The following is a 25773-nucleotide window of genomic DNA, read 5'->3' as shown; positions in this document are numbered from 1 at the left end:
TCATATTTTATTTGATGTCCTTAAAATTCCTTCTTTCCACACCACGAAGCTGTTGCCAGCGTCGGGATTGAAGCGTCCCTGACAGTATGCCCTGAACCCCACCACGCGCACCTTCACACCCGCCTTGTAGCGAAGTCGGAGTGCAGGCTTGCCCAGCGGCTGTCCCTTGGCTTCCATACTGATGAAGATGAAGCTTTTCCGTGGAAAGGTTTCAATCAGTTTCTTGGTCTCCGGCCATTCCCAGCCACTTTCCTGAAAGCTGTCCACGATGATGAACTTCGCACTGTGCCGCTTTTTCAGTCTGGCGGTCAGGTCTTCTATCGTGTTCTCCGTTACCACGCGGAACCAGCCCTGGCACTTCTCCATCTCAAAGAGTTTTATCCTGCCCTGGAAGCTCTGGCTCACTCCCTCCTCATAGCTCAGGTAAAGTACCTGCCCGTACGTCGTCAGCTCACGGGCCAGCTGCATCACAAACGAGCTTTTCCCGGCGGCACTGGCTCCGCTGATGAACCATGTGGAGTTTTCCTCCGGCAAGCCGAAGCACTCCGCCCAGCGGCCACTCCACGGCAGCGTCTTGTAGGTCTTCATAGCTATCTCCTTCGGACTGTACGCTCGTTTTACCATAGCTACTTTTTCAAAATCTCTATTAAGTAATCGGCAGCCACACGAGATAACCATGCCGCACTTCGGAATACATCTGCAGCAGTATTATCGCCCTCTAATTTTGCCTGTTGGCAGGTTTGGATATAAAGGTCTTTGGCAATCTCATACCTGCGCTGCTCCCAGTCTATCTTGTCTTTATTGGAGTCCAGTACATCCTGTTCCAGACTTTCCATTAAAGTCTCTTCTTCTTTCTTTGTCATCATATCATGCTCCTTTCTTCAATTTTTCAATCTCGGTGTAAACTCTTCTCAGTCCACCGCCGCTCTTGCGCACGATCTGACCGATGTCCATACCCTCGGAGGCGTTCACCGTGGCCACCACGCGGGCCTGCTCCAGCAGGAACGTCTTGCGGTCTTCCGCCTCGTCGGGCGTTACCTTACTGTACTTGCCGCCGTAGCGCGAGAATATCTCGGCATAGCCCACCTTCCGGCATTCCACCATGCGGTCTATCTTCGCACGCAGGCCGTCGGCTCCCATCATGTACCAGCCACAGCACATTTCCGTGGCGTTCCACAGCGCCTTCAGTTCCAGGAAGGCCTCGTACTGCAGGTCGCCGGCCTCGTCGAGCACCACCAGCGGGCGTTCCATCGAGCGCAGGTAATATACCAGGTCTTCGTAGGTATCCTGGTACTTGCCCGTAGCGTCCACGCCGAACTCCCTGGCTATCTTCCGCACCAGCGCGCGCTTGGTCTTCACCTGCGAGCAGTCCACATATACGGCGTTCCTGTGTTCATGCACATACCAGCGTGCCGTGTAGGTCTTGCCAATGTTAGGCAGATCGCACAGTATCACGCTGAGGCTGCGCTCCTGGCACGCCTCCAGCTGAATGCTGATGTACTTGAAGGTCTCCGTCTGCGCGCCCTTCCACTCAATCGTCTCGCGCAGGTTCACGTCCAGCCGCCGGGCTATGCTTACCCAGTTGGCGTCGCTCAGGGCCTTCTCCGTCTGGCCCCTCTTCAGGCCGTTATACACGCTGGCCGATATGCCCAGCGCAGACGCGTGCTTCGCGTCGCTCGGATAGTTCCTGCGGTTGGCGGCTATCGCCTCCAGTATCCGCTGTTTTTGAGTCTCACTAATCATATTCTAATGGCGTTTAATCATTATTCTTACATGTCTGCCAAAGCGTGGCTTGAGGCACTGATTCGTGGCAGCAGCGGGGCCTCTGTCTCCTGTGGGGTAACGGCCAGCTCCTTCGGTTCCTCCATCACTGGTGCCTTCGTGGTCTTCATCACACCCACCTTGCTGATGGCACGCTCCTTCAGATACTTGTTGAAGTGGCTCACCTTCTTCTGCTGCTTCTCGAACATCTTCCTGTCCTCGGCTGTCTGCTCCGCCATCACACGGTTGTAGGTCTCCACCTTCTCCACCGTGTCGATGTACCGCTCGCCCTGATAGAGGTACACATCCTGCGGCCGTCCCTCCCCGTCGGGCAGGTAACATGCCGTAACTTTGTAGTTGTTAGGCGCAAGGCGCTCCAGCACCTCCGGGCCGCTCAGCCACCAGTCGGCATAGTTCACGCGCACCGTCGAGTTCCTGCGCACGCTCGTCTCCACGCTCACGCCTATCCAGCGTGCCAGCATGCGGCGGTCCAGCGGCCACAGGTCGGGGTTCACATTCTCCACAAGTACCTCCCAGCGGGTCTTGCCGGGCCAACTCTTCTGGTCGCTGTGCAGCGAGTGATTCCACTCCCAGTTGTCCTGACGGTCGTCGGCCACCAACTCGTCCCAGCTGTAGTACTTCTTCTCCTCGTAGAGCTCGTTGCTCGCATCGCTTACCTTCTTCTGTTCCACCCTGCGCTTGCCCTTGCCGAACGGACGGCCGATGCCAGCGTGGTTCTTGTGGATGATGCTGGTCTTCTTCGCGCCGTTGTAGTGCTCTGCCCGCTTCTCCTGCGAGTTCTGCGGGGCGCAGAAGCGCACGAACTCGAATACCACGCCCGGGCTCAGGTAGGTGTTGCGCCACTGTGACATCAGGTGGTTCTCCACCTCGATGCCCCTCGGCGTGCCCCAGCCGTTGGTGGCAAGGAGACGGAACATGTCCCTGAAACAGTCCACCACCAGCGGCGTGTCCTTCTCCCTGGCGTAGCTCGCGCCAAGCACGCACTCGCTCACATCGTCGTAGGCATAGTAGGCGTGTACCCACTTCTTCGTGTCCTTCAGCTTGCGGCTCAGGTCCACGTCGTCCATCGTGATCTGGCTCAACGAGTAGCGGCCGTTGTGGCGGTGCATGTGCGGCAGCTCCTCGTGCATCAGCGTCACGGGCATCAGCAGCCGCTGGTTGATGCGCAGCTTGTTCGCCGGCTGGTTCAGGATGTTGCTGATGGTGCTCTCGCTCAGCACCAGCGGCTCGCCGTTCTTGTCGGTGAAGTCGTCGGGGTCGAGCAGCTCGCCCGTGTCGAGGTGGAAGATGTCGAGCTCGCCGCAGAGGAACATCTTCCACTGTTCCCACACGGTCGTATTGTAGGGCTTATTGTCAAGGCAGGAGAGGCTCAGCACAGCCTCCTCCACGGCCTTCGTCACCAAACGCTTGTTCTGGTTGCCGAACTTGCCGCTGATCAGGCATCCGTAGCCCTCGCGCCTATACTCGTTCACCTTCTTCCGGAAGCGCAGCGTGCTCGTCGGAAGCGTGTGTCCCAACTCCTTGCGCAGCGCCTCGATGGCGTCAGCCATCTCGTCCCAGTTGTATTTCTCACCCATCAGCTTCTTCGCTGTTGAGGCGCGTTCGTACAGCTTGATGCAGCAGTTCAGCACGCTCGCGTTCGTCACATACTCCCTGATTTTCTCGGGGTATTGCTGCAGGTCTACCCCCGTGTTCTCCTTGTCGCGGAAGAACTTCATGGCCTCCTGATCCGTCTCGTAGTTCTCCATCACCCACAAGCGAAGGTGGGTCTGCGCACCGTCAGGATACAGTTCCCTCACCTTCTCCCTGTACTTGCCGGGAAGGCTGTCAATGGCGACGAGGGCATAGTTGCCCAGCCCTTTTCCCTGACGGACTACATCAATCTTGCCTTTCCATGCCTTTTGAGCATAGTTCGCCTTGGTCATGATGCCCCTGTCTGTTAGTTCACGGGCTGAGATGCACAGTCTGCCTCCGTAGTACTCCATCGCACGCCTCCTTACAGTTTAGCTGCCCAGTCCTGAATGTCCTGGATGTCGCTCGTCATCACATGCTCAAACCGGCGTGCCCACCTGCCCTTCTTATACACATCGCAGCTGCCCGTGCGCTTGTCGATTTCAATCAACACATCGCCGGGCAGATACTGCCTCATATAGCCGTCGGCATCGTGCAGGGTTTCCACCTCAGGAACCTCCACCATCACCATGCCGCCGCGCTGCAATGCCAGCGTACGTATCTTCTTGGCCAGATCCGAGTTTCCGCGGCGGGTGTCGAAGTTGATGGCATTGAACACGCTCTTCTCCGTGATGCCGAATGCCTTCGCGATAAACTCGCGGTCCGCTTTCTGAATGTGAATGTACTTTTTCATAATCTCACTCATTTAATTGTTAAACCGTTCTTGTTTCTCGGCCTTTTTTCGTATATTTGGCCGCGTGTTCCAAATGGAATATGTTGCAAAGATATAGAAATATTTCTATATAACAAAATTTTTATTGATAAATTTCAATATTTATGGAAAATTTTATAGAAAGACTTCAATGTTATATGTCGCATAAGGATATCAACGATAACCAAATGACTATCGCTGCTGGTCTGTCTGTCGGACTTTTAGGCAAAGCTAAGAGCGGGGGCAAAGGTCTAAGTTCGTCAAGTATTGAAAAAATTCTATTAGCATACGATGACATTAACCCAGACTGGCTCCTTACAGGTCGCGGCCCCATGCTCAAAACGAAGGGTACCCCTAATGCATCCCCCACCGGGGACGAGAGCCTTTCTTCTCCCAAAGATACGAATAAAGTCTTGAATAAGCAAGAAAAAGAGGCAAGAAAATCACCCAAGGGAATTCCGCTCATCCCGCTTGAAGCCGTGGCAGGATTCCCCGCCGCCGACAGCGAGGGAGTGTATCTCGAAGACTGCGAACGCTACACCATTCCCGAGTTCGAGGCAAAGGGAGCAAACTTCCTCATCCGGGTTTCAGGCGATTCCATGTTTCCACTCTACAACAATGGCGATATTATCGCCTGCAGAAAGATCTCCGACATCCTCTTCTTCCAGTGGGGTAGCATCTATGTCCTTGACACCAGCCAAGGCGCCCTCGTCAAAAGAGTGGAAGAGGCCGAAGACGATGCCGAATCCATTCTTTGTATCTCCGAGAACCCACGCTTCAAACCATTCCACCTACCCAAGTCCGATATCCGCTCACTAAGCACCATCATCGGTCTTGTCCGCTTGGTATAGCTTTCTTCCGCCTTCCCTCGGTAACCTCTGTTCTTTTTCTCTCGCCATCTTGTTTTATCCGAAGATTCTGTATTATAAACTAATTAAAATTTTATACAATGAAAAAGTATCTATTACTATTGTTAGCTTTTATGTTTATTACTTCGACAAATTCTATTGCACAAAAATTTGAATGTATGGATTTTGTTTCTAAACAAGCTAAATGGAATGCAATAAAAAAAAGTAGTAATAAGAATTGGGCAAAAGAGGTTATAAAACAATTCCCACTTAATTTGGATGGAGATATTTATTATAAGTATACTGTGTCTAATAATTCTGATATGACTATAAAGGAAATGACGAAAAGATGTGATGGCTTCTTAAAATCAATTCTTAATTTAGAAAAAGGTGCAGAAATAAACATTGACACGATTAACAATATTTGCTACGGTGAAGGGAAATGGGCAAATGTGGGGCAGGTAACAGGACTTTATAATGCAACTATTATACATGCTGAATTAAAAATAAGAATAAAGGTATATAAAGAATCTCTGACTTTTGAAACAAAAGTACCTCATTACATTTTGGGTGCATTTGATTTATTCAAAAATGGGGCAGAATCAAATCTGATTTCGCCTAAAGATGTGTTCCCGTCAAATCTTAATGGTGATCATAAAAAAGCTTATTCACAGGCATTTATTAACTGCAATGCATACTCCTACAATATAATGTCATCCTTTTTATCTTACTTAAATAAACATATTGACGATAAAATCATTGACACTTGGTAATAATCACCCAATAATGCCCTATTTTAGTTATTAATAAACCTATATTACATTTTTATCGTACAAGTTTTTAATTCAGTCACTTCAATGTTCTCCCTCAGCACCATCATCGGCCTCGTCTGACGCTCTCTCGTACCGCGCGAAGCGTACCTCCAGTACAACGAAATGTACCCCCTTGGGGGATGTCCCCCCCCCGGAACTGTCCCATTGCGCCGCAAATCCCTATATATAATAAGGTATACAGCCCGCTAAAAGTTGTTCGCAAAGTGTCAGTTTCCTACACCAATCCCCCTTTTTTTGGACGGTTTCTACCCCTCTACAGGGGGGGGCTTGGCAAGAGTTTTGTAAACCTAAGTTTTTGAAAAAGTAAACCTAAACTATAAGCCTAACCGTAATCCTAACTCCAAATATCGCCTTTTTACCCCCCCTTTTCATCCCTCACCACAAACCGCATTTGAAGACCGTTCTTATGCCTTTCTCACGCCGTTCAAACCAGGGCGCATATAAAGCCTCTGTACGGCTGAAATATCCGTGTACAAAGACTTCTACGCATACCAGCAAAAAAAGCCACATGCGTAAACATGTAGCCCTATGTGCGTAAACCTTTCGTCAACCTCATGTAAACGAAACGCCCCTCGATGTAAATCAAAATTAAACCTATGTAAACGTTTCGTTTTACGGAGTCAAATTTTCACAACCTCTGCAACTCTCTGATATACATATAATCTGAGCTCTTTTTGTCCTCCTTTTCATTTATACGCTTCGTTCTGTGCCCTATAGTATGCCGAGAAGAATCTCGGCATACCTTATTGCTATTGCGCTCATTTCCGGTCAAGGAGGGAGCTTACTGCTGCTCCTCTTCCTCCTGCTCGCGGTTCTGCTTGTCGATGGCCCTGATTTTCTCCTTGACCATTTCAAGCTCTTCCTTGAGTTTACCGACCTTCTTGTTCATTTCGTCGATAAGGCTGTTGCCCTTCTTGCTTGATACATTCAGAAATCCGAGATTATTTTCGTAAGTGATGATTTCGGACTTCATCTGCTCGTATTGACGCATCAGGCGACCGCGCTCATTGTCGATGACATCCTCGCCGCGCTTTGCCATGTTCTTCAGATTGCTGCGGAAGCGGTCGAGACGCTGGCGGGCAACGGAGATGTTGAGCTCCTTGTAGAGCCTGTCGAGCACATCGTGGTATTCCTTGTAGATCTTGTCTTTCTCCTTAAACGGCACATACCCGATTTGGTTATACTGGTCGGCGAGTTCCTGAACCTTTTCCTGTGCACCTTCCTTGGCATCTGTCAGCAAAGCCTTGAGCTGTGCGACGATTTCCTTCTTTTTGCTGAGATTCTGGTGTTCTTCATTGCGTGAGCCGGCATTTGCCGCGTTGCGGGCTTCGAAAAACTTGTTACAGGCTCCGATGAATTCGTTCCAGAGTTGGTCGCCCAGTTTCTTCGGAACCATGCCGATGGTCTTCCATTCTTTCTGGAGGTTGATGAGTTTCTCGGAAGTTGACTTCCAGTCGGTTGAGTCTGACAGTTCTTTTGCCTTCTCCACGAGCACTTTTTTCTTCTCCGCATTCTCGCTGAAGTGTTCTTTCAAGCCCTTGAAGAACTCGGCTTTACGCCCGAAGAAGTCGTCGCAAGCTGCCCGGAAGCGCTCGAATATCTTGACATTCATCTTCTGGGGAGCAAACCCGATGGTTTTCCATTCTGCCTGGACGGCGATGATTTCCTTGGTATGCTTTTCCCAGTCAGAGGCGTTTTTGTTTTCTTTTTGTGCGATGGCTTCCACCTTTTCACAGAGAGCGGTCTTCCTCTCGAGGTTTTCTCCTTCCTTGGCACGCAGTTGCTCGAAGTGCTGCTGATGCTTTTTGTTGATGATGGTGGATGCAGCCTTGAAACGGGCCCACACCTCTTCGCGCAGCTCTCTGGCGACAGGACCCGTCTCGCGATATTGCTGATGGAGTTCCTGCAACTGGTGGAAAGCACTGATTACATCAGGTTCCTCGGCCAGTTTCTCTGCCTCTTCGCAGAGTTTGGTCTTGATTTCCAGGTTCTTCTTGAAGTCATATTCGCGCGCCTCACGGTTCAGGTTGAGTAGGTCATAGAACTGCTCGACATAAAGCTGGTAGTTGCGCCAGAGCTCGTTGGCCTTCTCTGCGGGCACCAATTTTATTTCTTTCCACTCCTGCTGGAGGGCTTTAAACTCCTGATAGGCCCTGTTGACAGCATCGGGAGATGTAATCATGCCTTTTATCTTCTCGATGATTTCTTCCTTGCGTTTCAGGTTTTCTTTCTTTTCCTGTTCCTGCTGCTGATAGAGCTTGGCACGTTTCTCCTTGATGAGACTCATCTCGGCCTTGAATTGCTCTTCGAGTTCGTCTGGGAGAACCTGGTATTTTTCAGGATCGCCGCCGGCCTCGACATAGGCTTTCTGCTCTTCTTCCCGCTGGGCGAGGTGCAGTTTATAGAAGCTTGTCTTCAAGTGGTCGATTTCCGCCTTTGACAGATTTTCACTACCATGGGCAAGTTTTTTGACCCGGTCGAGTATCTCCTGTTTGGTGGAATATGTCTTTTGGTCGGGCTCCTCCTTGGTTGCCTTTTCTTCGGGGGCTTCTTCTTGAGCGACTGGAGCAGAGGGTTCTTCCCGAGGTGCTTCTTCTTTTGCCTCGGGTTCGGCTTTTTCCTCTGGGGCAGAAGCTTCTTCCACAGCCTCTGGAGCAGGAACTTCTTCTGCCGTAATATTCTCTACCACAGGAGTTTCTTCTTGTGGTTCTTGCACTTCAGCAGGCTGTTCTACTGCTTTTTCTTCATCTAATGTTCCCTGTTCGAGGGCTTTGTCTTGAGAGTCCATCACATTGCTGATTTAAGTTCTCGGCACGAGTTGTCGTGCCGACAGTTATATTATTTGCAAACTTAAGTAAAAAGTTTGAAATTTCCTAATTAAAATCTATTTTTTTTCAAATTTTCTCTTAGAGCAGCCGTTTGAACTTCAATATCCACCAGGTGATGCCCGAGACGACGACGGAGATGACGATGGCAATCAGGAACCCCCATGGGCTTTGTTCCATTCCGTTGACGAGGTTCATGCCGAAGAGCGACGCCACGAGCGTGGAAAACATCAGGATGATGGTTACGGAGGTAAGTGTACGCATCGTGGTGTTCATGTTGTTGTTGATGATGCTTGAATAGGTGTCCATCGTTGACTCAAGGATGTCGGAGTAGATGCTGGTGGTTTCCCGTGCCTGCGTCATCTCGATGTTTACATCCTCGATGAGGTCGGCGTCGAGCTCGTCCACCTGCAGCTTGAACTTCAGCTTCTGGAGCAGGGTCTCGTTGCCGCGGATGGAGGTGATGAAGTAAGTGAGCGAGTCCTGCAGTCTCGACAGTCCGATGAGGCTCTCGTTGTTCACATTATGGTCGAGGTTGTGCTTGGCTTTCTCTATGAGCGTGTTGATCTGCTTCAGTCTCTTCAAATACCATACGGCGGACGAAAGGAACAGGCGGAAGATGAGGTCCACATAGTCAGTGAATCCTTCGCCTCGTTTCTGCTGGAAGCTCACGAAGTCGATCATCATGTTGGTCTCGTAGTAGCACACGGTGATGGTAACATCGCGCTTGTGGATGATTCCCAGGGGCACGGTGGTATAGGGCGTGCGCGATCGTATCTCCTTCACATAGGGGATGCGGAGGATGATGAGCATCCATCCGTCATCGTATTCGTAGCGTGCGCGCTCGTCGGTATCGCTGATGTCGGAAAGGAAATAGTCGGGGATTTGAAAATTCTCTTCGAGGAAGCCCTTGTCTTCGTCGGTTGGACAGGTTACTTGAATCCAGCAGTTAGGTTGCCATTCCTTGATGACGCTCAGGTTTTTGTCAATGTTCCAGTATGTTCTCATTGTTGCTAATCTTCATGAAATAATAAGTGATGGCATGAAGATTAGCGTTGCTGAATCTTCACGCTTGGTAATTTTCGTTTTCCGCGTGATAATCGTCCATTTGCTTGTTGGGTGTTGGTTTACGGGTGCAAAAGTAATAAAATATTTTTGAAGTCGGAACTTTTTGCGGTAAAAATCTCCGCCGAAATGAAATTTTGATATCCTTTCCTGTCTTTTCCCGCAGTGCCGGCAGCCGTGATCTGTAGTGAGAGCCTTATCCTTTGGCCTCGTCGCGCCTTGCCCTGACGAGTTCTATGGCTTCTTTTCCGGTCATGTGTTCGATGTCGAGGCGAATCATCTGCATGTGCGCGAAGTCTTTCTTCACTTCCTGGCGGAACCCCTCCTCGTCGCCAGGATTGTAGCGTTCTGCCAGCCTGCGCAAGGCAGCCCATCTTTTCCTCGTCGTCCTCGATGATGTGAATACGACCGAAGCAGACTACGCTCCGGAAGTAAGTGGTGAATTCCCTCGGCTTCACATCATCCCGCTCGATGACCGAGAAGCTGGCTTTCTCGCAGCCGCGGATGGCATCCACCTTATGTCCTTTCAGTGCCGAGTGGAAAAAGAGGCTGCCGTCGCGGTACACATAGCTGATGGGCAGGCTGTAAGGGTAGCCCCCGTCGCCCAGCAAGGCGAGCGTTCCTGCCGTTGCGTTCTCTAATATTTTGATGCTTTCCTCTTGTGGAAGCAACTGGCGTTTGCGGCGCATGCTTCTGAATTCTGTCATGATGGCGAGATGGTTTTAAGTCCTACGATGGAAAGAATGAGCGTGCAGATGAAGAACAGGCGCCAGAAGGTGGCGGGCTCGTGGAAATAGAAGATGCCCAGAATGACCGTTCCCACGGCTCCGATGCCTGTCCAAACGGGGTAGGCCGTGCCCAGTGGAAGGGTTTGCGTGGCTTTCATGAGCAGCAGCATGCTGAGCAAGGTGAACACTCCGAAGCCGGCGAGCCAGAGCGTGTGAGGCGTGCCGATGGTGTCTTTCGCCTTGCCCAGACAGAAAGTAAAGGCGCATTCGCACAGTCCGGCAATAATCAGAATCATCCAATTCATAACGGTTGTCAAACGATCCTACTTGAGGGCTGCGGCAATGTCCGGCGTCTCCTTCCCGAGGATTTTTTAGTGTCCGCAAAGATAGTGATTTTTCCCGAGACCCGCAAGGGGCTGTCCGCAAGATTCGGGAAACAGTCTCTTCATAACATATTTTAAGTTAAATCCCTCCCGAAAAACGCTTTGGAAAAGTGCGGCAAAAAATCGGATTCCAGCGGCGGGACCGTTCCCGTTTTTCGTTTTTTTGAGCTCTTGAAGGCTAAAAAATGGCAATCTGTAAGGCAGAAGACGGCCTTTTGCCTTGTCGTTGGCCGCTATCTGCACCGCTTTTGGCCGCCTTTTATTCGCCTTTTAGCCGTTAACAGTACTGTAAAAGACCGCTTTCAGCCGACTTGGCCGTCCCCTTTCAGATATGCTTCCTTGTCTTTCTGTCTATAAATCAATGATTTCCAGCACCTTGCAAAAGTCGTGAATTTAGCCCCGTTTTGCGGCCAAGGTGCTGGCTGATAGAAACCGCGGGCACTCTCGCGGGCCGAATTGTTAAAAGCCCCCGGTTTTTAGTTGCTTATTTGGAAATAACTTCTCGTGGGATGTCAAGGCATTCATTCCGTCTCCCCATTCCGTTGTAAAGAGTCGGAACGGCTTGCCTTCCCAGGGAGGCAAGCCGTTCTTATCGCGCCTTTAGAATGGAGAAAAGGAGGGCTTATTCTTCGTCTAACGACACCATCCAGAATCGTGATTCCGATTCCGGCAACCCTCTCTGAACGCCCCAAGAGGTCGTGGGGCGGGTTCTCCACGATAGAATTCTCTTTCTTTTCCGTTTTTTAAGCTGGCCTTACTTTGCCGGAATCTTCTCAAGGGCTTGCTTGAGCAGGTTCCAGAAGGGCTCTACGGTGGCAATCTCGCAACGCTCCGTCGTCGTGTGAGGGCTCCGGATAGTGGGGCCGAGGCTCACGACATCCATGCCGGGATACTTTCCGAGGATGATCGAGCACTCCAGTCCGGCGTGGTCCACCTGGACGATGCCTTCCGTGCCGTTCTGCTCCTTGTAGATTTTCTTCAGCAAATGCAGGATCTCGCTGTCGGGATTCGGGTCCCAGCCACCATAGCTTCCGCTGGTAACGGTCTTCATCCCGGTCATGTCGAGGCAGCTGGTGATGGTCTCGACGATGTATTCCTTCATGTCTTCGCGGCTCGAGCGGGCCAGGATCTTGAATGCGGCCTTGCCGTTCTCGATATCGATGATGGCGAGGTTGGACGAGGTTTCCACGACCTCCGGGTAAACGGGAATCTGGCGGACAACGCCGTCATGGCAGGCGTAGATGGCATCGATGAGGTTGTCCTGAATCTCCACGGGGACGAGCGTGGCGGGCTTTCCGGTCTCTTCGGTGAAGAACTCGATGCCTTTCTCGATGGTCTTGAACTCGTCCTCGAGGGCAGCCTTGAAGTCTGCCACGAGTTTCTTGACCGGCTCAACCTCGTTCTGGGGCAGGGCAATCACCACTTCGGCCTTGAATGGAATCGCGTTGCGCATGTTGCCGCCGTGCCAGGTGGCGAGACGGGCACCGTGCTCCGCCACGGCCTTGCGCACGAAGCGCACCATCTGCTTGTTGGCGTTGGCGCGACCCTCGTTGATCTCAAGGCCGGAGTGGCCTCCCCGCAAGCCCTTCAGGGTAACTTTCAGGGCCGCCTCCTGGTCGTTCTCCACTTCCTGATATCCCAGCTCGCTGTTGATGTCGATGCCGCCGGCACTGCCGATGACGAACTTTCCCCAGGTCTCGGAATCAAGGTTCATGAGGATGTCTCCATGCAGCACATCGGTCGGAAGGTCGTTGGCACCGAACATGCCGGTCTCCTCGTCGCGCGTAATCAGCCCCTCTACGGGCCCGTGCTTCAGGTCCTTGGCCTCCATCACGGCCATGATTGCGGCCACGCCGAGACCGTCGTCGGCCCCGAGGGTCGTGCCCTTCGCGTGCACCCATCCGTCCTCGATGTAGGTCTCGATGGGGTCGGTCTCGAAGTTGTGCGCGCTCTCCGGCGACTTCTGGGGCACCATGTCCATGTGCGCCTGCAGCACCACGGCCTTGCGATTCTCCATTCCCGGCGTGGCGGGCTTCCGCATGATGATGTTGCCGCCGCTGTCTTTTACGGCCTCTACGCCCGCCTCCTTGGCGAAGTCGAGCAGGAATTGCTGTACTTTTTCCAGATGTCCCGAGGGACGGGGAACTTGTGTCAGTGCGTGAAAATTCTTCCAGATGCACGCGGGACTCAGATCTTTCATTTCGTTCATAGCTTTTTCTTTTAAGGGGAAGCGGCAGGGCAATCCACCCTTCCGGCTTCTCAGGTTAGTAACTATCTTGATTTTTCGTATTTTCAGCGGCGGTCTCGCCTTCTCTTCTTCGGGTAAAGGAAAGGGCTGTCCAGGCATAGATGCCGAGCGCCACGACAAGCAGCGTCTGCACCGAGTGCACGATGAGCACGAAGTAGAGGGCGTCGGTGTCGGTTACTCCGTATAAGACGAGCATGGTCTTCACCGCGAAATGCCAGGGCCCCATGCCGTTGGGTGTCGGCACGATGACGGCTATCGAGCCCACGATGAAGGTTACCAAGGCACATGAGAGGCCAAGTTTGGCAGTGGCGTCAAAGCAGAAGAAGGTGAGGTAATAGTGCAGGAAATAGCTGCCCCAGATGGCCAGGGTGAAGACGATGAACAGCGGGGCGTTCCTCACTTTCTTGACCGAAAGGATGCCCTGCCATACTCCGTTCAGTGTGGCCTTTACCTTATTATATATGGAGAGGCGGCGGATCAGATAGGCCACGAGTATCACCACGGCAAGCATGCATATGCCCGTAACGAGCCATCCGGCAACGGAAAAGCTGCGGAGAAAATCCTCGAGCGAGGTTCCTGTCTGATTGAAGAAGTGAGTGAAGACTCTGATTTGGAAAAGAAATACCAGCAGCGTGATGAGCATGACCAGCAGCGAGTCGATGGCACGCTCGGTAATCACCGTTCCCAAGGCCTTCGAAAACGGCACATGGTCATACCTTTTCAGCACGCCGCAGCGGGTGAACTCTCCGATTCTGGGGATAATCAGGCTGGCCGCATACGACAGGAAGACGGCGTTCACGCTCACATCGGCACGCGGATGCTCGCCCAGCGGCTCCAAGGTTTGCCTCCACCGCCATCCCCGGAACATCTGCGCGAGGATGCCGAAAGGGAAAGACAACAGCATCCAGGTCCAGTCCATCTCGTGCAGGAGCACTTTCTCTATCCTCTGAAAGTCGAATCCACGATACATCCAATACAGGATCGCGCCTCCCAACAGCAGCGAGAAAGCTATCTTCAGGATATTGTTGCCTATGTTCTTCGATATTTCCATCTTCGTTGCAAAAATAATGTAAATCGGCGGAAATACAAAATAAAAGGTGCTTTAATTTCCCTGTCTCGTTGATTTGGGTCAACAAAAGGCCGATAAAACGCGATTCCTTCACAAATTGTTTGCGCACACAAGTTTTCCGTATTACCTTTGCAGACGAAAAGAAAGAGGGTTAGTTGATAACGGAGTTGACACAAACGACCGAGAGTCTAAAGTCCCTTTGGGGAATCTCTCATCGCTCCACATTTGAATAAAGGATAACAAATTTTAAAAGAAAGGAAAAATTATGGTATTGTTAATGTCATTTTTCGTCGTATCAGTCATGATAGCACAGGCTATTCGTGTTAATGGCGACTTAAACATGGGGTGATAGTTCATCCCATCGTAATCAGAAAAAGATTTAAAATTTAAATAGCGTGGCGGGTTGATTTTATCGACTCGCCACTTTCTTTTTCTCGATTATTATGCGTATCTTTGTGGCATCAATCGCAGCGAATATGAAACCTGTAAAGCCAAAGAAGAACCTTGGCCAGCACTTCCTGACCGATCTGGATATAGCCCGGCGCATTGCCGATACCGTCGACGCGTGCCCCGACATCCCCGTGCTGGAGATCGGCCCGGGCATGGGAGTCCTCACCCAGTATCTCGTGAAGAAGCCCCAGGAGGTGAAGGCAGTGGAGATCGATGCAGAAAGCGTTGGCTATCTGCACGAGCATTTCCCGACCCTTCGCGACCGCGTCATCGGCGAGGACTTTCTCCGGATGGACCTGGCGGATGTGTTCGGAGGTCGCCCGTTCGTGCTCACGGGCAACTATCCCTATGACATCAGCTCGCAGATATTCTTCAAGATGCTCGACTTCAAGGACCTCATTCCCTGCTGCACGGGCATGATCCAGCGTGAGGTGGCCCTGCGCATGGCCTCCGCGCCGGGCAACAGAGACTACGGCATCCTCTCCGTGCTGATACAGGCGTGGTATGATGTGGAGTACCTCTTCACCGTCGACGAGGGCGTCTTCAACCCGCCGCCCAAGGTGAAGAGTGCCGTCATCCGCATGATGCGCAACGGCGTTACCGACCTCGGCTGCGACGAGAAGCTTTTCAAGCGGGTGGTGAAGGCGGTGTTCAACCAGCGCCGCAAGATGCTCCGCGTGTCGCTGCGACAGCTCTTCGCCGGACAGCAGCCCGCTCCCGAATTCTATCAGCAGGACGGCATGACGCGCCGCCCGGAGCAGCTCTCCGTGGCGGAGTTCGTCGATCTCACGAACATCGTTGAAAAAGAACTCAACCGAGGGGCGCCATGAAGTGGAAGAGAATCGTCCTGCTCGTGATAGTCTTGCTGCTGCTCGCTCTGTTCGCAGAGTTCTTTTACAAAGCCTGCATCGACTCCGGCAGGTTCGAATACGACCTCGAGCGGCAGACTTTCATCAGCCGCAGCGGATGGGATGCCGTGGGACTGGGCCTGTATATATCCAACTGCGACTCCGTGGAAGACAGCTATCTCATCAAGCGGAAAGACGATTCTCGCGCCTCCCATCCCTCGCTTCGCTTGGATTCCATCCCTGCCGACTATACCGTCAGTTGCATGGGCGTGTTCGGCCTGGAGGCATCTCGCCTGGAAGACCGCGTCCGCCGCACGCGGCGCATCACCCTGCTGCCCAACTCCCGGTATGAGCTTGTCAGGCCGAGGGGCTGCATGGCCTCGGCATATATCCATGTCCGCACCGACGCCCGGGGGCGGGTGGTCGAGGTGTCGGATGCCACTCTGAGGTCCGGCTCCCCGTGTCAGCAATAGCCTTGGCCGCCCACCTTTCCCGGGCGACATGCCTCCTGAAAACCTGAAGGCCGTCTTCTGTCTGACAAAATCGGCGATTTTGTCCCACGATTTCGCCGATTTCGTCGTTCAATCTCGCCGATTTTGTCAGACAGAAGACGGCCTTTCGCAATCCCTCCCTCCGTTTCCGGATGAAAAGATAGCGGTCCGCATAGAAAGTCGGGCAATCTTTTTGCCTTTTCAATAGTTTTTCTTATTTTTGTCCATCGTATGGAAACGAAGGAAGAAAAATACCGGTTGCTCTGCGCCCAGGTGAAGAGCCTGGTGGCCGGCGAGAACAACCTGACGGGTGCCCTGTCGAATGTGTCGGCGGCAATGCGCGCCGCCTTCCCCGATGTCTATTGGTGGGTGGGGTTCTATCTCGTGCGCGGCGGCGAGTTGCAGCTGGGTCCCTTCCAAGGCCCCGTGGCTTGTATGACCATCCGCAAGGGCAAGGGCGTCTGCGGCACGGCGTGGGTGCTGAATTCAACCGTCGTCGTCCCCGATGTGGAATGCTTCCCGGGCCACATCGCCTGTTCATCGGAGAGCCGCTCGGAGATTGTCGTCCCAATTCGTAACGACGGTGGCGAGGTGGTGGCGGAGATAGATGTAGACAGCCGCGAGCTGGCTGCCTTCGACGAGGTAGACAGGCTCTGTCTTGAGAATATTTCAAAAATTCTATCCGCGGAGTTGGAGTTTTGAGAAATAATATCTAAATTTGTAGGCCAGGAATAAACAAATACTACGAAAATATGATTGATGTAAAAGCAACATTGAAAGAGGCAGAAGACCGCATGGAAATGGCGGCGATGTATCTGGAAGAATCGTTGGCACACATCCGTGCGGGGCGAGCTAATGTGGCGCTTCTCGACGGCGTGAAGGTAAATTCTTATGGTTCGGTAGTCCCGTTGAACCAAGTAGCCACGGTGTCGGTGCCCGATGCTCGCACCATCGCCATCCGTCCGTGGGACAAGAAGACCATCCGCGACATCGAGAAGGGGATCATGGACAGCGACCTGGGCATCACTCCGGAGAACAACGGGGAAGTGATTCGCCTGACACTGCCGCAGCCTACGGGCGAGCGTCGCCAGGAACTGGTGAAGCAATGCAACAAGATCGGCGAGAAAACAAAGGTAGAGGTGCGCAATGTGCGCGGCGAAATCAAGGACAAGCTGAAGAAAGCCATCAAGGACGGCCTGTCTGAAGACTTGGAGAAAGACGCCGAGAACGACCTGCAGAAGCTGCACGACAAGTTCATCAAGAAGATAGACGCGCTCCTCGAGGCTAAGCAGAAGGAAATCATGACGGTATAAGCCATCGCTCCCCAGCCTTCCTCCCGTAGGGGCAGAGCTGGGGAATATTGTGTCTATGAAGGGTTTGATAATCAAGAATACGGGAAGTTGGTACACCGTCAAGACCGAAGGCGGGCGGATCGTTGACTCCAAGATCAAGGGGAATTTCCGCCTGAAAGGCATCCGGTCGACCAATCCTGTGGCCGTGGGCGACCATGTGGAAATCGAGGAAAACCAAGAGGGAACGGCCTTCATTACGGCCATTGCCGACCGCCGCAACTATATCATACGCAAATCGCAGAACCTCTCGAAGCAGAGCCACATCATCGCGGCGAATGTGGATCAGGCTCTGCTGGTGGCTACGGTGAGCCATCCGCAGACCTCAACCACTTTCATCGATCGTTTTTTAGCTTCTGCCGAGGCCTATAGCGTGCCGGTGGTTCTGCTCTTCAACAAGACCGATCTGCTCGATGCCGACGAGCTCCGCTATCAGGAAATGATGGTCGGGCTCTATGAAACGGTGGGCTATCGGTGCCTTCAGGTGTCTGCCAAGCTGGGCACGGGGATACCGGAGGTAAAGGCGCTGCTGACCGACCGGATCAGCGTTCTCAGCGGCAATAGCGGCGTAGGGAAGTCTACGCTGATCAACCTCCTCATTCCCGGGGCGCAACTGAAGACCCGGGAGATCTCCGGCGCGCACGATATGGGCATGCACACCACCACCTTCAGCGAGATGCTGGATGTGCCCGGGGGCGGCTATGTGATAGATACGCCGGGTATCAAGGGCTTTGGCACCTTCGACATGGAGCCCGGGGAGATCACCAGTTACTTTCGGGAAATCTTCCGTTTCTCCAAGAATTGCCGCTTCTCCAACTGTTCCCATACCCACGAGCCGGGGTGCGCCGTCCTCCGGGCAGTGGAAAATCACGAGATTGCAGCTTCCCGCTACCAGTCTTATCTGAGCATGTTGCAGGATAAGGACGAGAACAAATATCGGGAGGCTTTTTAGATGTGGCGAAGCGTTTTCTGGCTCACGGTCTTTTGCTCGTTGGTGTTTTGTTCCTGTAAAAAAGAAGAATTGCCGACCGGGGGAAATCCTGACACGGCGCGATATCCAGCCTATACGGATTCCCTTGGTCGTCCGGACTCGATGAGCACGCGGGGATTGCTGCCTTTTCTCACCGTCAGGGAGAGGCCTTCGGGTTTCTTCGCCTCCCTGTTCGGGCAGGAAATATGCTCGCAGAAGTTTTACTGCGACACGGCGGGGAGGCCTGTCCATGCCGTCTACAGCCAGCGGGGATTCCCCGACGAGCATCTGCGATTCACCTATACCGACAGTTCCTTCATCACTCGGGAGGGTCGGTCGGGGCGGTGCGAATATCTCCTCCGCGAGGGACTGATTGTCGCCGGAAAGCCTCTAGGCCATGGCACCATGACCCGTTTTGTATATGACGCTGCCCGGCATCTTGTCAGGGCCGGACAGACGGACTATGTCTGGGAGGGCGCAAGGCTGACGGCCGTCCGGCTGAAGTCGCCCGACGGCCGCCTGATGATTGAGCGGAAGGTGGACTATGACGAGGCAAAGCCGGTGTCGCAGACCGTCATGGCCGAGCTGTTTGCCCATTACTGGGGCAAGTGGTGGCTGCTGCCGTTTCTGCAGAAAGGTTATTTCGGAGAGTTTCCGGTGGGTGTTCCTTACCGGATAAGCTATCCAGACGGTCATTTCGACCTATACCGTTCCGTCTTTGGCGACGACGGACGGCTCGCCTCGATACAGTCGGTCGGCGACGGCATCGTCAGGGATTATCGTTGGGAAGACTGGCAGAAATAGTCTGAACAGCCTGTATTCCTGCTCCGCGACTTATCCGATGGTAATGGTATAGCGGCTCATGAAGCTTGCTCCGGGCAGCAGCTTGTTGACGAGATACTTATCCTTGAACTCCCCTTCAAACCCTGCCAGATCGTGGATTCCATACCACGGCTCGATGCAGATGAAAGGAGCATTCTTGCCGGTAGGGCTCCAGATGCCGAGGGCGGGTGCCTTGAAGTCGAGTTTCAGGACGCGCTTCTTGTTCTTGTCGAGCAGTTCCACTTCGTGTATTTGCGATTCGTCGAAGATGAGCGCGTCGTCGTCGAAGTCTTTCATGGTGAACTCCCACACCTGTCCGTCCATCTTGACGGGATGGTGTTGCAGGGTGATACAACCGTGGGTATTGCCGTAAATGCGCCGGGGTTGCGTGTTGTCGAACTTCAGGTAGCCGTGCAGGGGGTCGCCCTCCTTCATGTCCGGCACCTTGAAAGCCGGATGTGCGCCGATCTGGAAGTAGATTTCTTTGTCGTCAGTATTCTCCACATGCCAGACCACCTGTATCTGATTGCCCTCCAGCCGATAGCTTACAGCGAGGTTGAAGCGGTAAGGATAGTCTTTGAGAGTTGCTTCTGAGTCGGTAAGGGCAAGGGTTATGCGTGTCTCGCTCTTACTGATGATCTTGTAATCCATGGTCTGCCCGAATCCGTGGCGGTGCATTCTGTATTCCTTGCCGTCTATGCGACAGGTGTCATTCCATAGTCCGCACACGATGGGGAACAGCGTCGGGGAGTGCTTTCCCCAGTATTTTGGGTCGGCTTGCCATAAGTATTCCCTCCCGTTCTTGTCTCTGATGCTCTGGAGTTCCGCCCCATGTTCCGCGATCAGAAGTGATAGTTCGTCGTTCTTGAGTTGTTCCATTGCCTGAAGTTTTATGGTTTGTCGCAAAGATACGAAAAATATCGGGATGTTGTATTTGCAAGTCTCGGTATTTTTGTAACTTTGCACCCGGAGAAAAGAAACTTGTATTCAGATGACCAATCAGGTAAAGGGATTTACGGCGGCCGTGGTGGCTGCCGTGTGCTATGGCACCAATCCGCTGGGTGCCCTGCCGCTGTATGCCGACGGAATTCACCCCGCTTCGGTGCTTTTCTATCGTTATGCCATTGCTCTGGCGATATTCGCGGTGATCATGGTAGCACGCGGTGAGCGCTTCTCCATCAAGCTGGGACATGCCGTGAGGTTCTCATTCCTCGGCGCCGTCTTCGCCACCTCGTCAATCAGCCTTTATCTCAGCTTTCGCTATATGGAGGCCGGAGTGGCGTCGACACTTCTCTTCGTCTACCCGATCATGACCGCCGTGCTGATGACGATGTTCTTCCACGAGCGTGTAACATGGACTACCACGACGGCTATTCTTTTGGCCGTGGCGGGCGTGGCGCTGCTTTACAGGGGCGATGGAGCTGTCAGACTGAGTACGGCGGGCTTTGCGTTGGTGATGGCATCGTCGCTCTCGTATGCGATTTACATCGTGTCGATCAATCAGTGGGAGAACGACATGTCGCCCCTGAAGTTCACTTTCTGGGTCATCGTGTTCTGCCTCTTGTCGGTAGTCGCCTATAGCTGGCTCTCCGGCGACACGCTCCAACTGCTGCAGACACCGAGGCAATGGCTCTGCGTTTTCCAGCTCGGACTGCTCCCCACGGTGCTCTCGCTCTTCTTCATGACCATCGGCATCCAGCTCATCGGCAGCACGCCGTCGGCCATCATGGGTGCCCTAGAACCGGTAACGGCCGTCGTCATCGGAGTGTTTGTCTTCCACGAGTCGTTCTCCGTGCGGCTGGCTTGTGGCATCCTGTTGATTCTGGGTGGCGTCATCTTGATCATATCCAAGAATAAGGGCAAGCCAAAAGAAAATGCCGCGGCGGCTGCGGAGAGCGACGGCGGCATTTTCCGTAATGGCAGGTCGTGATTTCCCGTTCCTCAGGACCTTCTCGCGAAGATGAAAAAACCGGACAAGGTGGACACAATGAGGATGACGGCAAGGACATCGAGTGTGTTTTCCGTCATTTTGGCATGATTGAAAAAGCCGTTCAGGAGCAAGCTGTAGGCCAGACTTGAAAGAGAGAGTTCCACGGCCAGTATCCGCAGCAGCCTTGCGCTTTTATAGGCATTCGCCTCCGTTTTCATTGTCCTGGGCAGGTTCACCCATGACGAATTGGGATGATAGGCGCAGCAGAGCAGCGATCCGGCGACTGCCGCGAGGATGATCGGCTGTACTAAATCCTTGGAGAAAACGCCCTGCCGCGCATAGGAAATGCAGCAGAAAACGATTGCGGCGAGGACGATAAGCCCCGTTAGAATCTCAAAGACGGTGCCCTCGAGTGTCCTATAGACTCTGAATTCTTCCATTTCCTGTTGGTTCATCTGTCGTTGGTGTTTCCTTTTCGGTAGGCTTCTCCTTCCTCTGCTTAGGCAGTCTGCGGTTCTTGCGCAGGGCCTCGGAAATGATCCACTGCAACTGTCCGTTGGTGCTGCGAAACTCGTCGGAGGCCCATTTCTCTATCGCGTCCATTGTCTCAGAGTCTATGCGGAGGATGAAGCTCTTGTTTTTGGTTTCTTTCTTTGCCATATCTAAGGAGCACGCTCCTTTTCCGGGGTCAGAAAAGAAGCCGATTCTTATGTCTTGATTACATGTTCAGCGTGCCGGTGTTCACTACGGGCTGAGCCGTGTCATCACCGCAGAGCACTACCATCAGGTTGCTCACCATGGCCGCCTTCTTGTCGTCGTCCAGCTCGATTACTTGCTCGTCGGCGAGCTTGTCGATGGCCATCTTGACCATGGAGACGGCCCCCTCCACGATTTTCTCCCGCGCTGTGATGATGGCCGAGGCCTGCTGGCGGCGCAGCATGACGGCTGCAATCTCCGGGGCATAGGCCAGATAGTTGATGCGGGCCTCGACGACTTCAATGCCGGCAAGGTCGAGCCGTTCTTTCAGTTCCTGTTCCAGCACCTCGTTGAGCTTGTCGCCACCTCCGCGGAGGGTCGTCCCCGAGGCCTTTCCGTCTTCGTCGTCATAGGCGTAGAGGCCGGCCACCTTGCGCAGGGCAGCGTCGCCCTGAATCTTCACGAAGTTCTCATAGAAGCGCATCAGGGCCCCGGAAGCCTGGTGTGAGCCTGTGCCCTGGGTCTGCTGGGCGTCGATGTCGAAGGTGGCTTTATAGGTGTCCTTGAGCCGCCATACCATCACCTGGCCTATCATCACGGGGTTGCCGATCTTGTCGTTTACCTTGATGGGCTGCGCGTCGAGGTTGCGTGCGCGCAGCGAGAGCTTCTTGGTGGTAATGAACGGGTTTACCCAGAAGAAGCCCGTCTGCGTGAAGGTGCCCCGGTATTTGCCGAAGAACATCATCACGCGGGCCTCGTTGGGCTCGAGCATCATGAAGCCTCCGAGCATCACCAAGTCGGAGATGAAGAGCATGACACTGACTATGGTCAGCGCCGTCATGCCCGGATTCAGGCACTCGCAGTTGGAAACAAAGAGCACGAGGCTCAGTACTAAGACGGCAATTATCAGGAACAGCATCGTGAATCCGTTGAGGGTCTTGCCTTTGAAAGTGAACTCTTGGTTTGTCATAATTCAGGTCTTTAATGCTTTTTGGTTGTTGATATCATTTTGATATCGCAAATATAGCACTCGTTTTTGAAACAAACAATACCCCCGCTAATTATTTAACGGAGTTTAACACACGGCCTTTCCTCGTGCGGGAGTATGCCTTCTATAAAACAGGCAGCCGCTGCCAGCCTGACAAAATCGGCGAGATTGTCGCACGAAATCGCCGAAATCGTCGGACGAAATCGCCGATTTTGTCAGGCTTCTGACGGCTGGAAGGTGGATGCTTGATGGTTTGGAGGCACGCCTGCGTTCATTTGGCGCATATCCCGAATCGGCATAAGGAGCAGTCGGAACCCGGCTTTCGCGGTTCTGCCTTGTGCCGCGGCTTTCCGTCGCGGCTGTTTCCCATGCATCTTTTGGCAGTTTTCGCCGAAGTCTTGAGATTTTTTCGTAACTTTGCGGCATGATTCCTGAGGAGATAAAAGACAAGCGTATCGCCGTGTTGCTGTCGGGTGGAGTAGACAGTTCGGTGGTGGTTTACGAGCTCGCGAGGCTCGGTCTGCACCCCGATTGTTTCTATATCAAGATAGGACCCGAGGAGAGCGAGGAGTGGGATTGCAGTTCCGAGGAAGACTTGGAGATGGCTACGGCGGTGGCGGCGAGATATGGCTGCCGGCTGCAAGTGGTCGATTGCCACAAAGAATATTGGTCGCAGGTAACGCGATACACCATGGATAAGGTGCGCGCAGGCTTCACGCCGAATCCCGATGTGATGTGCAACCGGCTCATCAAGTTCGGAGCTTTCGACGAGAAAAGCGGTCATGACTACGACCTGATAGCTACGGGGCACTATGCGCAGACCGAATGGATAGAGGGTCGGAAATGGCTCACGACAAGTCCGGACCCCGTGAAGGACCAAACCGATTTCCTCGCGCAGATCTACGATTGGCAGCTCCGCAAGGCCCTGTTTCCCATCGGGCACTATATGAAAGACGAGGTTCGGGCCATTGCGGAGCGTGAGCATCTGGTGAACGCAAGGCGTAAGGATTCGCAGGGCATCTGCTTTCTGGGGCAGATAGACTACAATGAGTATATCCGCCGCTACCTCGGAGAGCAGCCCGGAGATATCATCGAGCTCGAGACGGGCAACCGGATCGGGGAGCACAGGGGGCTCTGGTTCCATACCATCGGCCAGCGCAAGGGGCTCGGAATGGGAGGAGGACCGTGGTTCGTAGTCAAGAAAGATATAGAGCGGAACATCCTCTATGTGAGCCACGGGTATGATCCGGAGGCGGCTTACAAGGCAGACTTCAGGATTCATGACTTTCATGTCCTGACCACGGAGGTAGACGCGTCGCGCGTAACCTTCAAGATTCGCCACACGCCGGAGTATCATCCGGCCACCATTGAGCCACTGGGTGGCGGAGCCTACATCGTCCATTCCGACGAGAAAATCCATGGAGTGGCACCCGGGCAGTTCTGTGTGGTATACGACGAGGCCTATCATCGCTGCTTCGGGAGCGGCGAGATCGTCTTGTAGGGAATCAGGGTGGGAGGTCTTCTTTCGGATGGGTTACTTCCGGTTTTTGGCTTTCAGTTCTTCCTGCGTTTCCCGGTAGGATTTCAGGATGGGGTCTTCCGTGTCGACTTCGGGTGCTTTTCCGTGCTTGTGGGGAAGCAGTTTGCTGGCTTTCTCGACGAGAAGAGCCGCCAGCCCGAGGATGTTGAAGCCATATGTGGGATGCTGCAAGGCGTATTCGGTGGGGTCCTGGTAGGTCCAGCTCTTGATATGCTCGTTCAGTTTCTTCGACTTATCTTCGCCGTAAACCACCACTTCGTCGAGGCGGTTATAGTTGGAAAGCAGGGGAATGGTATCTCCCACCATATGAAAAGGTATGCGCGAGGGCATGTATCCGGGCTTGCTTACGACGAGCGTGTCGAACTTTTCGGGTATCAGGCAGTGCCCCAGGTAGTCGGTGGTGTCGCTGTAGTTGGTGTTTGTCCATACTCTTGCCGACCGCAGCGGGCGCTTCGAGTCGAGGTCGTAGACAGTTATTCTCCGCTGTGCGGCGAGTTCCTGTACGAACAGGAGCGCCAGGCAAAAAGGCAAGAATCTAAGCATGATAATCGGTTTTGCCGCAAAGATAGGCAATAAGGGTGTATACAGGCTTCTCCGTTAAGATTTTTTAGTTTATAAATTCTTTAGATAAACTAATACGGTTTAATTTTCCTCTCCCTTGATAAAGTCGCCGATTCCGGCGATGGTTTTAGTCAATTCCCGGCCTGTCGGCCTGTCGGTCTGATCCTTCACGGGGTCTTTTGCCAGATTGCCGACACCGTCTATGATCCGCGCGCCAGGCGAGTTGTCGTCCGATTGCCGGCCGCCGGGGGTGTCGTCTGGCGGGTGGAGTTCTGCACATGGGTGTCGTCGGGGTCGCCCGTGTCTTCATCCCCGTCCTCGTCTTGCCGGCCGTTCCATACTTTATCAAGGATTTTCGTGATGTCGTCTTTATCGATGGTGAAGACATGACCTAAGATTCCGTAAGACGACTTATAGTCTTTTTTTCCCCAGCGAACCGTCGTGGTGGAGAAGATTCCATAGTTGTGGTATTCCAGCATGGTGTTGAGTATGGGGGCGGATATTTCCCGCACAAGCATCTTTCCCAACATATCGAATCCTTGGGAGGCAGGGTCTTTGTCGCTATCCTTGCCTTCGACTGCGGCTGAAATCCGGTCTTGGATAACTCTCTTGTGGTCTTCCTTGTCTGGATTGGTGAGGATGAGGGCGAACAGGAGCGCCACAACGAGGGCGCCGATGATGAGTCCCGTGTGCCGTCTTGCCGGCTCCTGGTCCTCCTCCCAGTCGTCTTGCGTCGCACTGTCCACGGTGGGTTGCGCAGTTGTCGGCGGCACGGGTGGGGGCGTGGCGCCGCTTGGGGTGTTAAAGAGGAAGTTTTTCAGTTCGTCTACCTGCCAGGCCGGCATCCAGTCTTTCATGCCTTCCGCCCATACGAGGGTGTCGGAAGCGAGGCCCTTGTCTTTCAGTTCGTAGATGGAGAAAGGACCTGCCTGCTGATTGTTCTCGTTGATGAAGTATTTCATAA

26 protein-coding genes and 1 pseudogene are annotated in these 25773 nt (G+C 53.2%); 10 read left to right on the top strand and 17 right to left on the bottom strand.

Annotated features, from left to right (window positions below; genetic code table 11):
* The 5 genes from C7120_RS01610 to C7120_RS01590 are packed head-to-tail and all read right to left on the bottom strand — an operon-like array spanning position 1 to position 4147.
* Positions 1–624 carry a bifunctional adenosylcobinamide kinase/adenosylcobinamide-phosphate guanylyltransferase gene (locus C7120_RS01610; protein ID WP_107620098.1) on the bottom strand — a complete coding sequence of 208 codons (624 nt, stop codon included), beginning with the start codon at positions 622–624 and terminating at the stop codon, positions 1–3.
* Between the two features lie 2 nt (positions 625–626).
* Positions 627–866 (bottom strand): hypothetical protein, encoded by a 240-nt coding sequence (locus C7120_RS01605; protein WP_107620097.1) that lies wholly within the window; start codon positions 864–866, stop codon positions 627–629.
* Position 867: 1 nt separating this feature from the next.
* Positions 868–1743: an ATP-binding protein gene (locus tag C7120_RS01600; protein WP_107620096.1), complete on the bottom strand. Its 876-nt coding sequence runs from the start codon at positions 1741–1743 to the stop codon at positions 868–870.
* 26 nt (positions 1744–1769) lie between these two features.
* Complete coding sequence (locus tag C7120_RS01595) at positions 1770–3767, bottom strand: hypothetical protein (RefSeq protein WP_107620095.1); 1998 nt, start codon at positions 3765–3767, stop codon at positions 1770–1772.
* A gap of 11 nt (positions 3768–3778) precedes the next feature.
* Entirely contained in the window at positions 3779–4147 is a 369-nt protein-coding gene (locus C7120_RS01590) for a hypothetical protein (RefSeq protein WP_233246995.1), read from the bottom strand.
* A gap of 176 nt (positions 4148–4323) precedes the next feature.
* Here C7120_RS01590 and C7120_RS01585 point away from each other — a divergent pair, with 176 nt between their 5' ends.
* Together C7120_RS01585 and C7120_RS01580 are read left to right on the top strand one after the other, a co-directional pair.
* On the top strand, positions 4324–5016 hold the full coding sequence (locus tag C7120_RS01585; protein ID WP_233246994.1) for a LexA family transcriptional regulator: 693 nt from the start codon (positions 4324–4326) through the stop codon (positions 5014–5016).
* A gap of 98 nt (positions 5017–5114) precedes the next feature.
* Positions 5115–5786 (top strand): hypothetical protein, encoded by a 672-nt coding sequence (locus C7120_RS01580; RefSeq protein WP_107620093.1) that lies wholly within the window; start codon positions 5115–5117, stop codon positions 5784–5786.
* Between the two features lie 841 nt (positions 5787–6627).
* On the opposite strand, the gene C7120_RS01575 is transcribed toward C7120_RS01580, so the two are convergent.
* From C7120_RS01575 to C7120_RS01550, 6 genes and pseudogenes are all read right to left on the bottom strand, one after another.
* A complete protein-coding gene (locus tag C7120_RS01575) occupies positions 6628–8637 on the bottom strand; it encodes a DUF349 domain-containing protein (protein WP_369916826.1) in 2010 nt (669 codons plus the stop codon).
* A gap of 115 nt (positions 8638–8752) precedes the next feature.
* Entirely contained in the window at positions 8753–9679 is a 927-nt protein-coding gene (locus C7120_RS01570) for a magnesium transporter CorA family protein (RefSeq protein WP_107620091.1), read from the bottom strand.
* Positions 9680–9932: 253 nt separating this feature from the next.
* Positions 9933–10443, bottom strand: a pseudogene (locus tag C7120_RS01565) (pyridoxamine 5'-phosphate oxidase family protein).
* Positions 10440–10769: a multidrug efflux SMR transporter gene (locus C7120_RS01560; RefSeq protein ID WP_107620090.1), complete on the bottom strand. Its 330-nt coding sequence runs from the start codon at positions 10767–10769 to the stop codon at positions 10440–10442. Before C7120_RS01560 ends, C7120_RS01565 begins: the two are co-directional and overlap by 4 nt.
* Before the next feature lie 832 nt (positions 10770–11601).
* Positions 11602–13056, bottom strand: a complete 1455-nt coding sequence (locus C7120_RS01555) for an aminoacyl-histidine dipeptidase (RefSeq protein WP_107620089.1) — start codon at positions 13054–13056, stop codon at positions 11602–11604.
* Positions 13057–13111: 55 nt separating this feature from the next.
* A complete protein-coding gene (locus C7120_RS01550) occupies positions 13112–14146 on the bottom strand; it encodes a lysylphosphatidylglycerol synthase transmembrane domain-containing protein (RefSeq protein ID WP_107620088.1) in 1035 nt (344 codons plus the stop codon).
* A gap of 494 nt (positions 14147–14640) precedes the next feature.
* Here C7120_RS01550 and rsmA point away from each other — a divergent pair, with 494 nt between their 5' ends.
* From rsmA to C7120_RS01520, 6 genes are all read left to right on the top strand, one after another.
* On the top strand, positions 14641–15444 hold the full coding sequence (rsmA, locus tag C7120_RS01545; RefSeq protein ID WP_107620087.1) for a 16S rRNA (adenine(1518)-N(6)/adenine(1519)-N(6))-dimethyltransferase RsmA: 804 nt from the start codon (positions 14641–14643) through the stop codon (positions 15442–15444).
* Positions 15441–15935, top strand: a complete 495-nt coding sequence (locus C7120_RS01540) for a hypothetical protein (RefSeq protein ID WP_107620086.1) — start codon at positions 15441–15443, stop codon at positions 15933–15935. The genes rsmA and C7120_RS01540 overlap by 4 nt, the downstream gene beginning before the upstream one ends.
* A gap of 249 nt (positions 15936–16184) precedes the next feature.
* Positions 16185–16655, top strand: coding sequence for a GAF domain-containing protein (locus C7120_RS01535; protein WP_107620085.1), 471 nt, complete (start codon positions 16185–16187; stop codon positions 16653–16655).
* Positions 16656–16705: 50 nt separating this feature from the next.
* Positions 16706–17266, top strand: coding sequence for a ribosome recycling factor (gene frr, locus C7120_RS01530; protein WP_107620084.1), 561 nt, complete (start codon positions 16706–16708; stop codon positions 17264–17266).
* A 55-nt stretch (positions 17267–17321) separates the two neighbouring features.
* On the top strand, positions 17322–18254 hold the full coding sequence (rsgA, locus tag C7120_RS01525; protein WP_107620083.1) for a ribosome small subunit-dependent GTPase A: 933 nt from the start codon (positions 17322–17324) through the stop codon (positions 18252–18254).
* Positions 18255–19076: a hypothetical protein gene (locus tag C7120_RS01520; RefSeq protein ID WP_146154185.1), complete on the top strand. Its 822-nt coding sequence runs from the start codon at positions 18255–18257 to the stop codon at positions 19074–19076.
* A 30-nt stretch (positions 19077–19106) separates the two neighbouring features.
* Here the strand turns inward: C7120_RS01520 and C7120_RS01515 are convergent, their stop codons facing one another.
* Complete coding sequence (locus C7120_RS01515; RefSeq protein ID WP_107620081.1) at positions 19107–19973, bottom strand: aldose 1-epimerase family protein; 867 nt, start codon at positions 19971–19973, stop codon at positions 19107–19109.
* A gap of 112 nt (positions 19974–20085) precedes the next feature.
* On the opposite strand from C7120_RS01515, the gene C7120_RS01510 reads away from it, so the two are divergent.
* Positions 20086–21024, top strand: coding sequence for a DMT family transporter (locus C7120_RS01510; protein ID WP_199220664.1), 939 nt, complete (start codon positions 20086–20088; stop codon positions 21022–21024).
* An 11-nt stretch (positions 21025–21035) separates the two neighbouring features.
* Here the strand turns inward: C7120_RS01510 and C7120_RS01505 are convergent, their stop codons facing one another.
* The 3 genes from C7120_RS01505 to C7120_RS01495 are packed head-to-tail and all read right to left on the bottom strand — an operon-like array spanning position 21036 to position 22690.
* Complete coding sequence (locus tag C7120_RS01505; RefSeq protein ID WP_107620079.1) at positions 21036–21464, bottom strand: hypothetical protein; 429 nt, start codon at positions 21462–21464, stop codon at positions 21036–21038.
* Complete coding sequence (locus C7120_RS01500) at positions 21442–21684, bottom strand: DNA-binding protein (RefSeq protein ID WP_107620078.1); 243 nt, start codon at positions 21682–21684, stop codon at positions 21442–21444. The genes C7120_RS01505 and C7120_RS01500 overlap by 23 nt, the downstream gene beginning before the upstream one ends.
* A gap of 58 nt (positions 21685–21742) precedes the next feature.
* Positions 21743–22690 (bottom strand): SPFH domain-containing protein, encoded by a 948-nt coding sequence (locus C7120_RS01495; protein WP_107620077.1) that lies wholly within the window; start codon positions 22688–22690, stop codon positions 21743–21745.
* Between the two features lie 442 nt (positions 22691–23132).
* Here C7120_RS01495 and mnmA point away from each other — a divergent pair, with 442 nt between their 5' ends.
* Positions 23133–24209: a tRNA 2-thiouridine(34) synthase MnmA gene (mnmA, locus tag C7120_RS01490; protein WP_107620076.1), complete on the top strand. Its 1077-nt coding sequence runs from the start codon at positions 23133–23135 to the stop codon at positions 24207–24209.
* A gap of 33 nt (positions 24210–24242) precedes the next feature.
* On the opposite strand, the gene C7120_RS01485 is transcribed toward mnmA, so the two are convergent.
* Together C7120_RS01485 and C7120_RS01480 are read right to left on the bottom strand one after the other, a co-directional pair.
* Positions 24243–24791 (bottom strand): hypothetical protein, encoded by a 549-nt coding sequence (locus tag C7120_RS01485; protein ID WP_107620075.1) that lies wholly within the window; start codon positions 24789–24791, stop codon positions 24243–24245.
* A gap of 218 nt (positions 24792–25009) precedes the next feature.
* The gene (locus C7120_RS01480; RefSeq protein ID WP_107620074.1) at positions 25010–25771 is read right to left on the bottom strand and encodes a GYF domain-containing protein; all 762 of its coding nucleotides are present in this window, start codon (positions 25769–25771) and stop codon (positions 25010–25012) included.
* Between the last annotated feature and the right edge of the window lie 2 nt (positions 25772–25773).

The sequence above is a fragment of the Prevotella sp. oral taxon 376 genome, from assembly GCF_003043945.1.
Classification (GTDB): domain Bacteria; phylum Bacteroidota; class Bacteroidia; order Bacteroidales; family Bacteroidaceae; genus Prevotella.
Note: the sequence above shows the minus strand (reverse complement) of the source record. Positions and strands in the feature narration are given on the sequence as shown.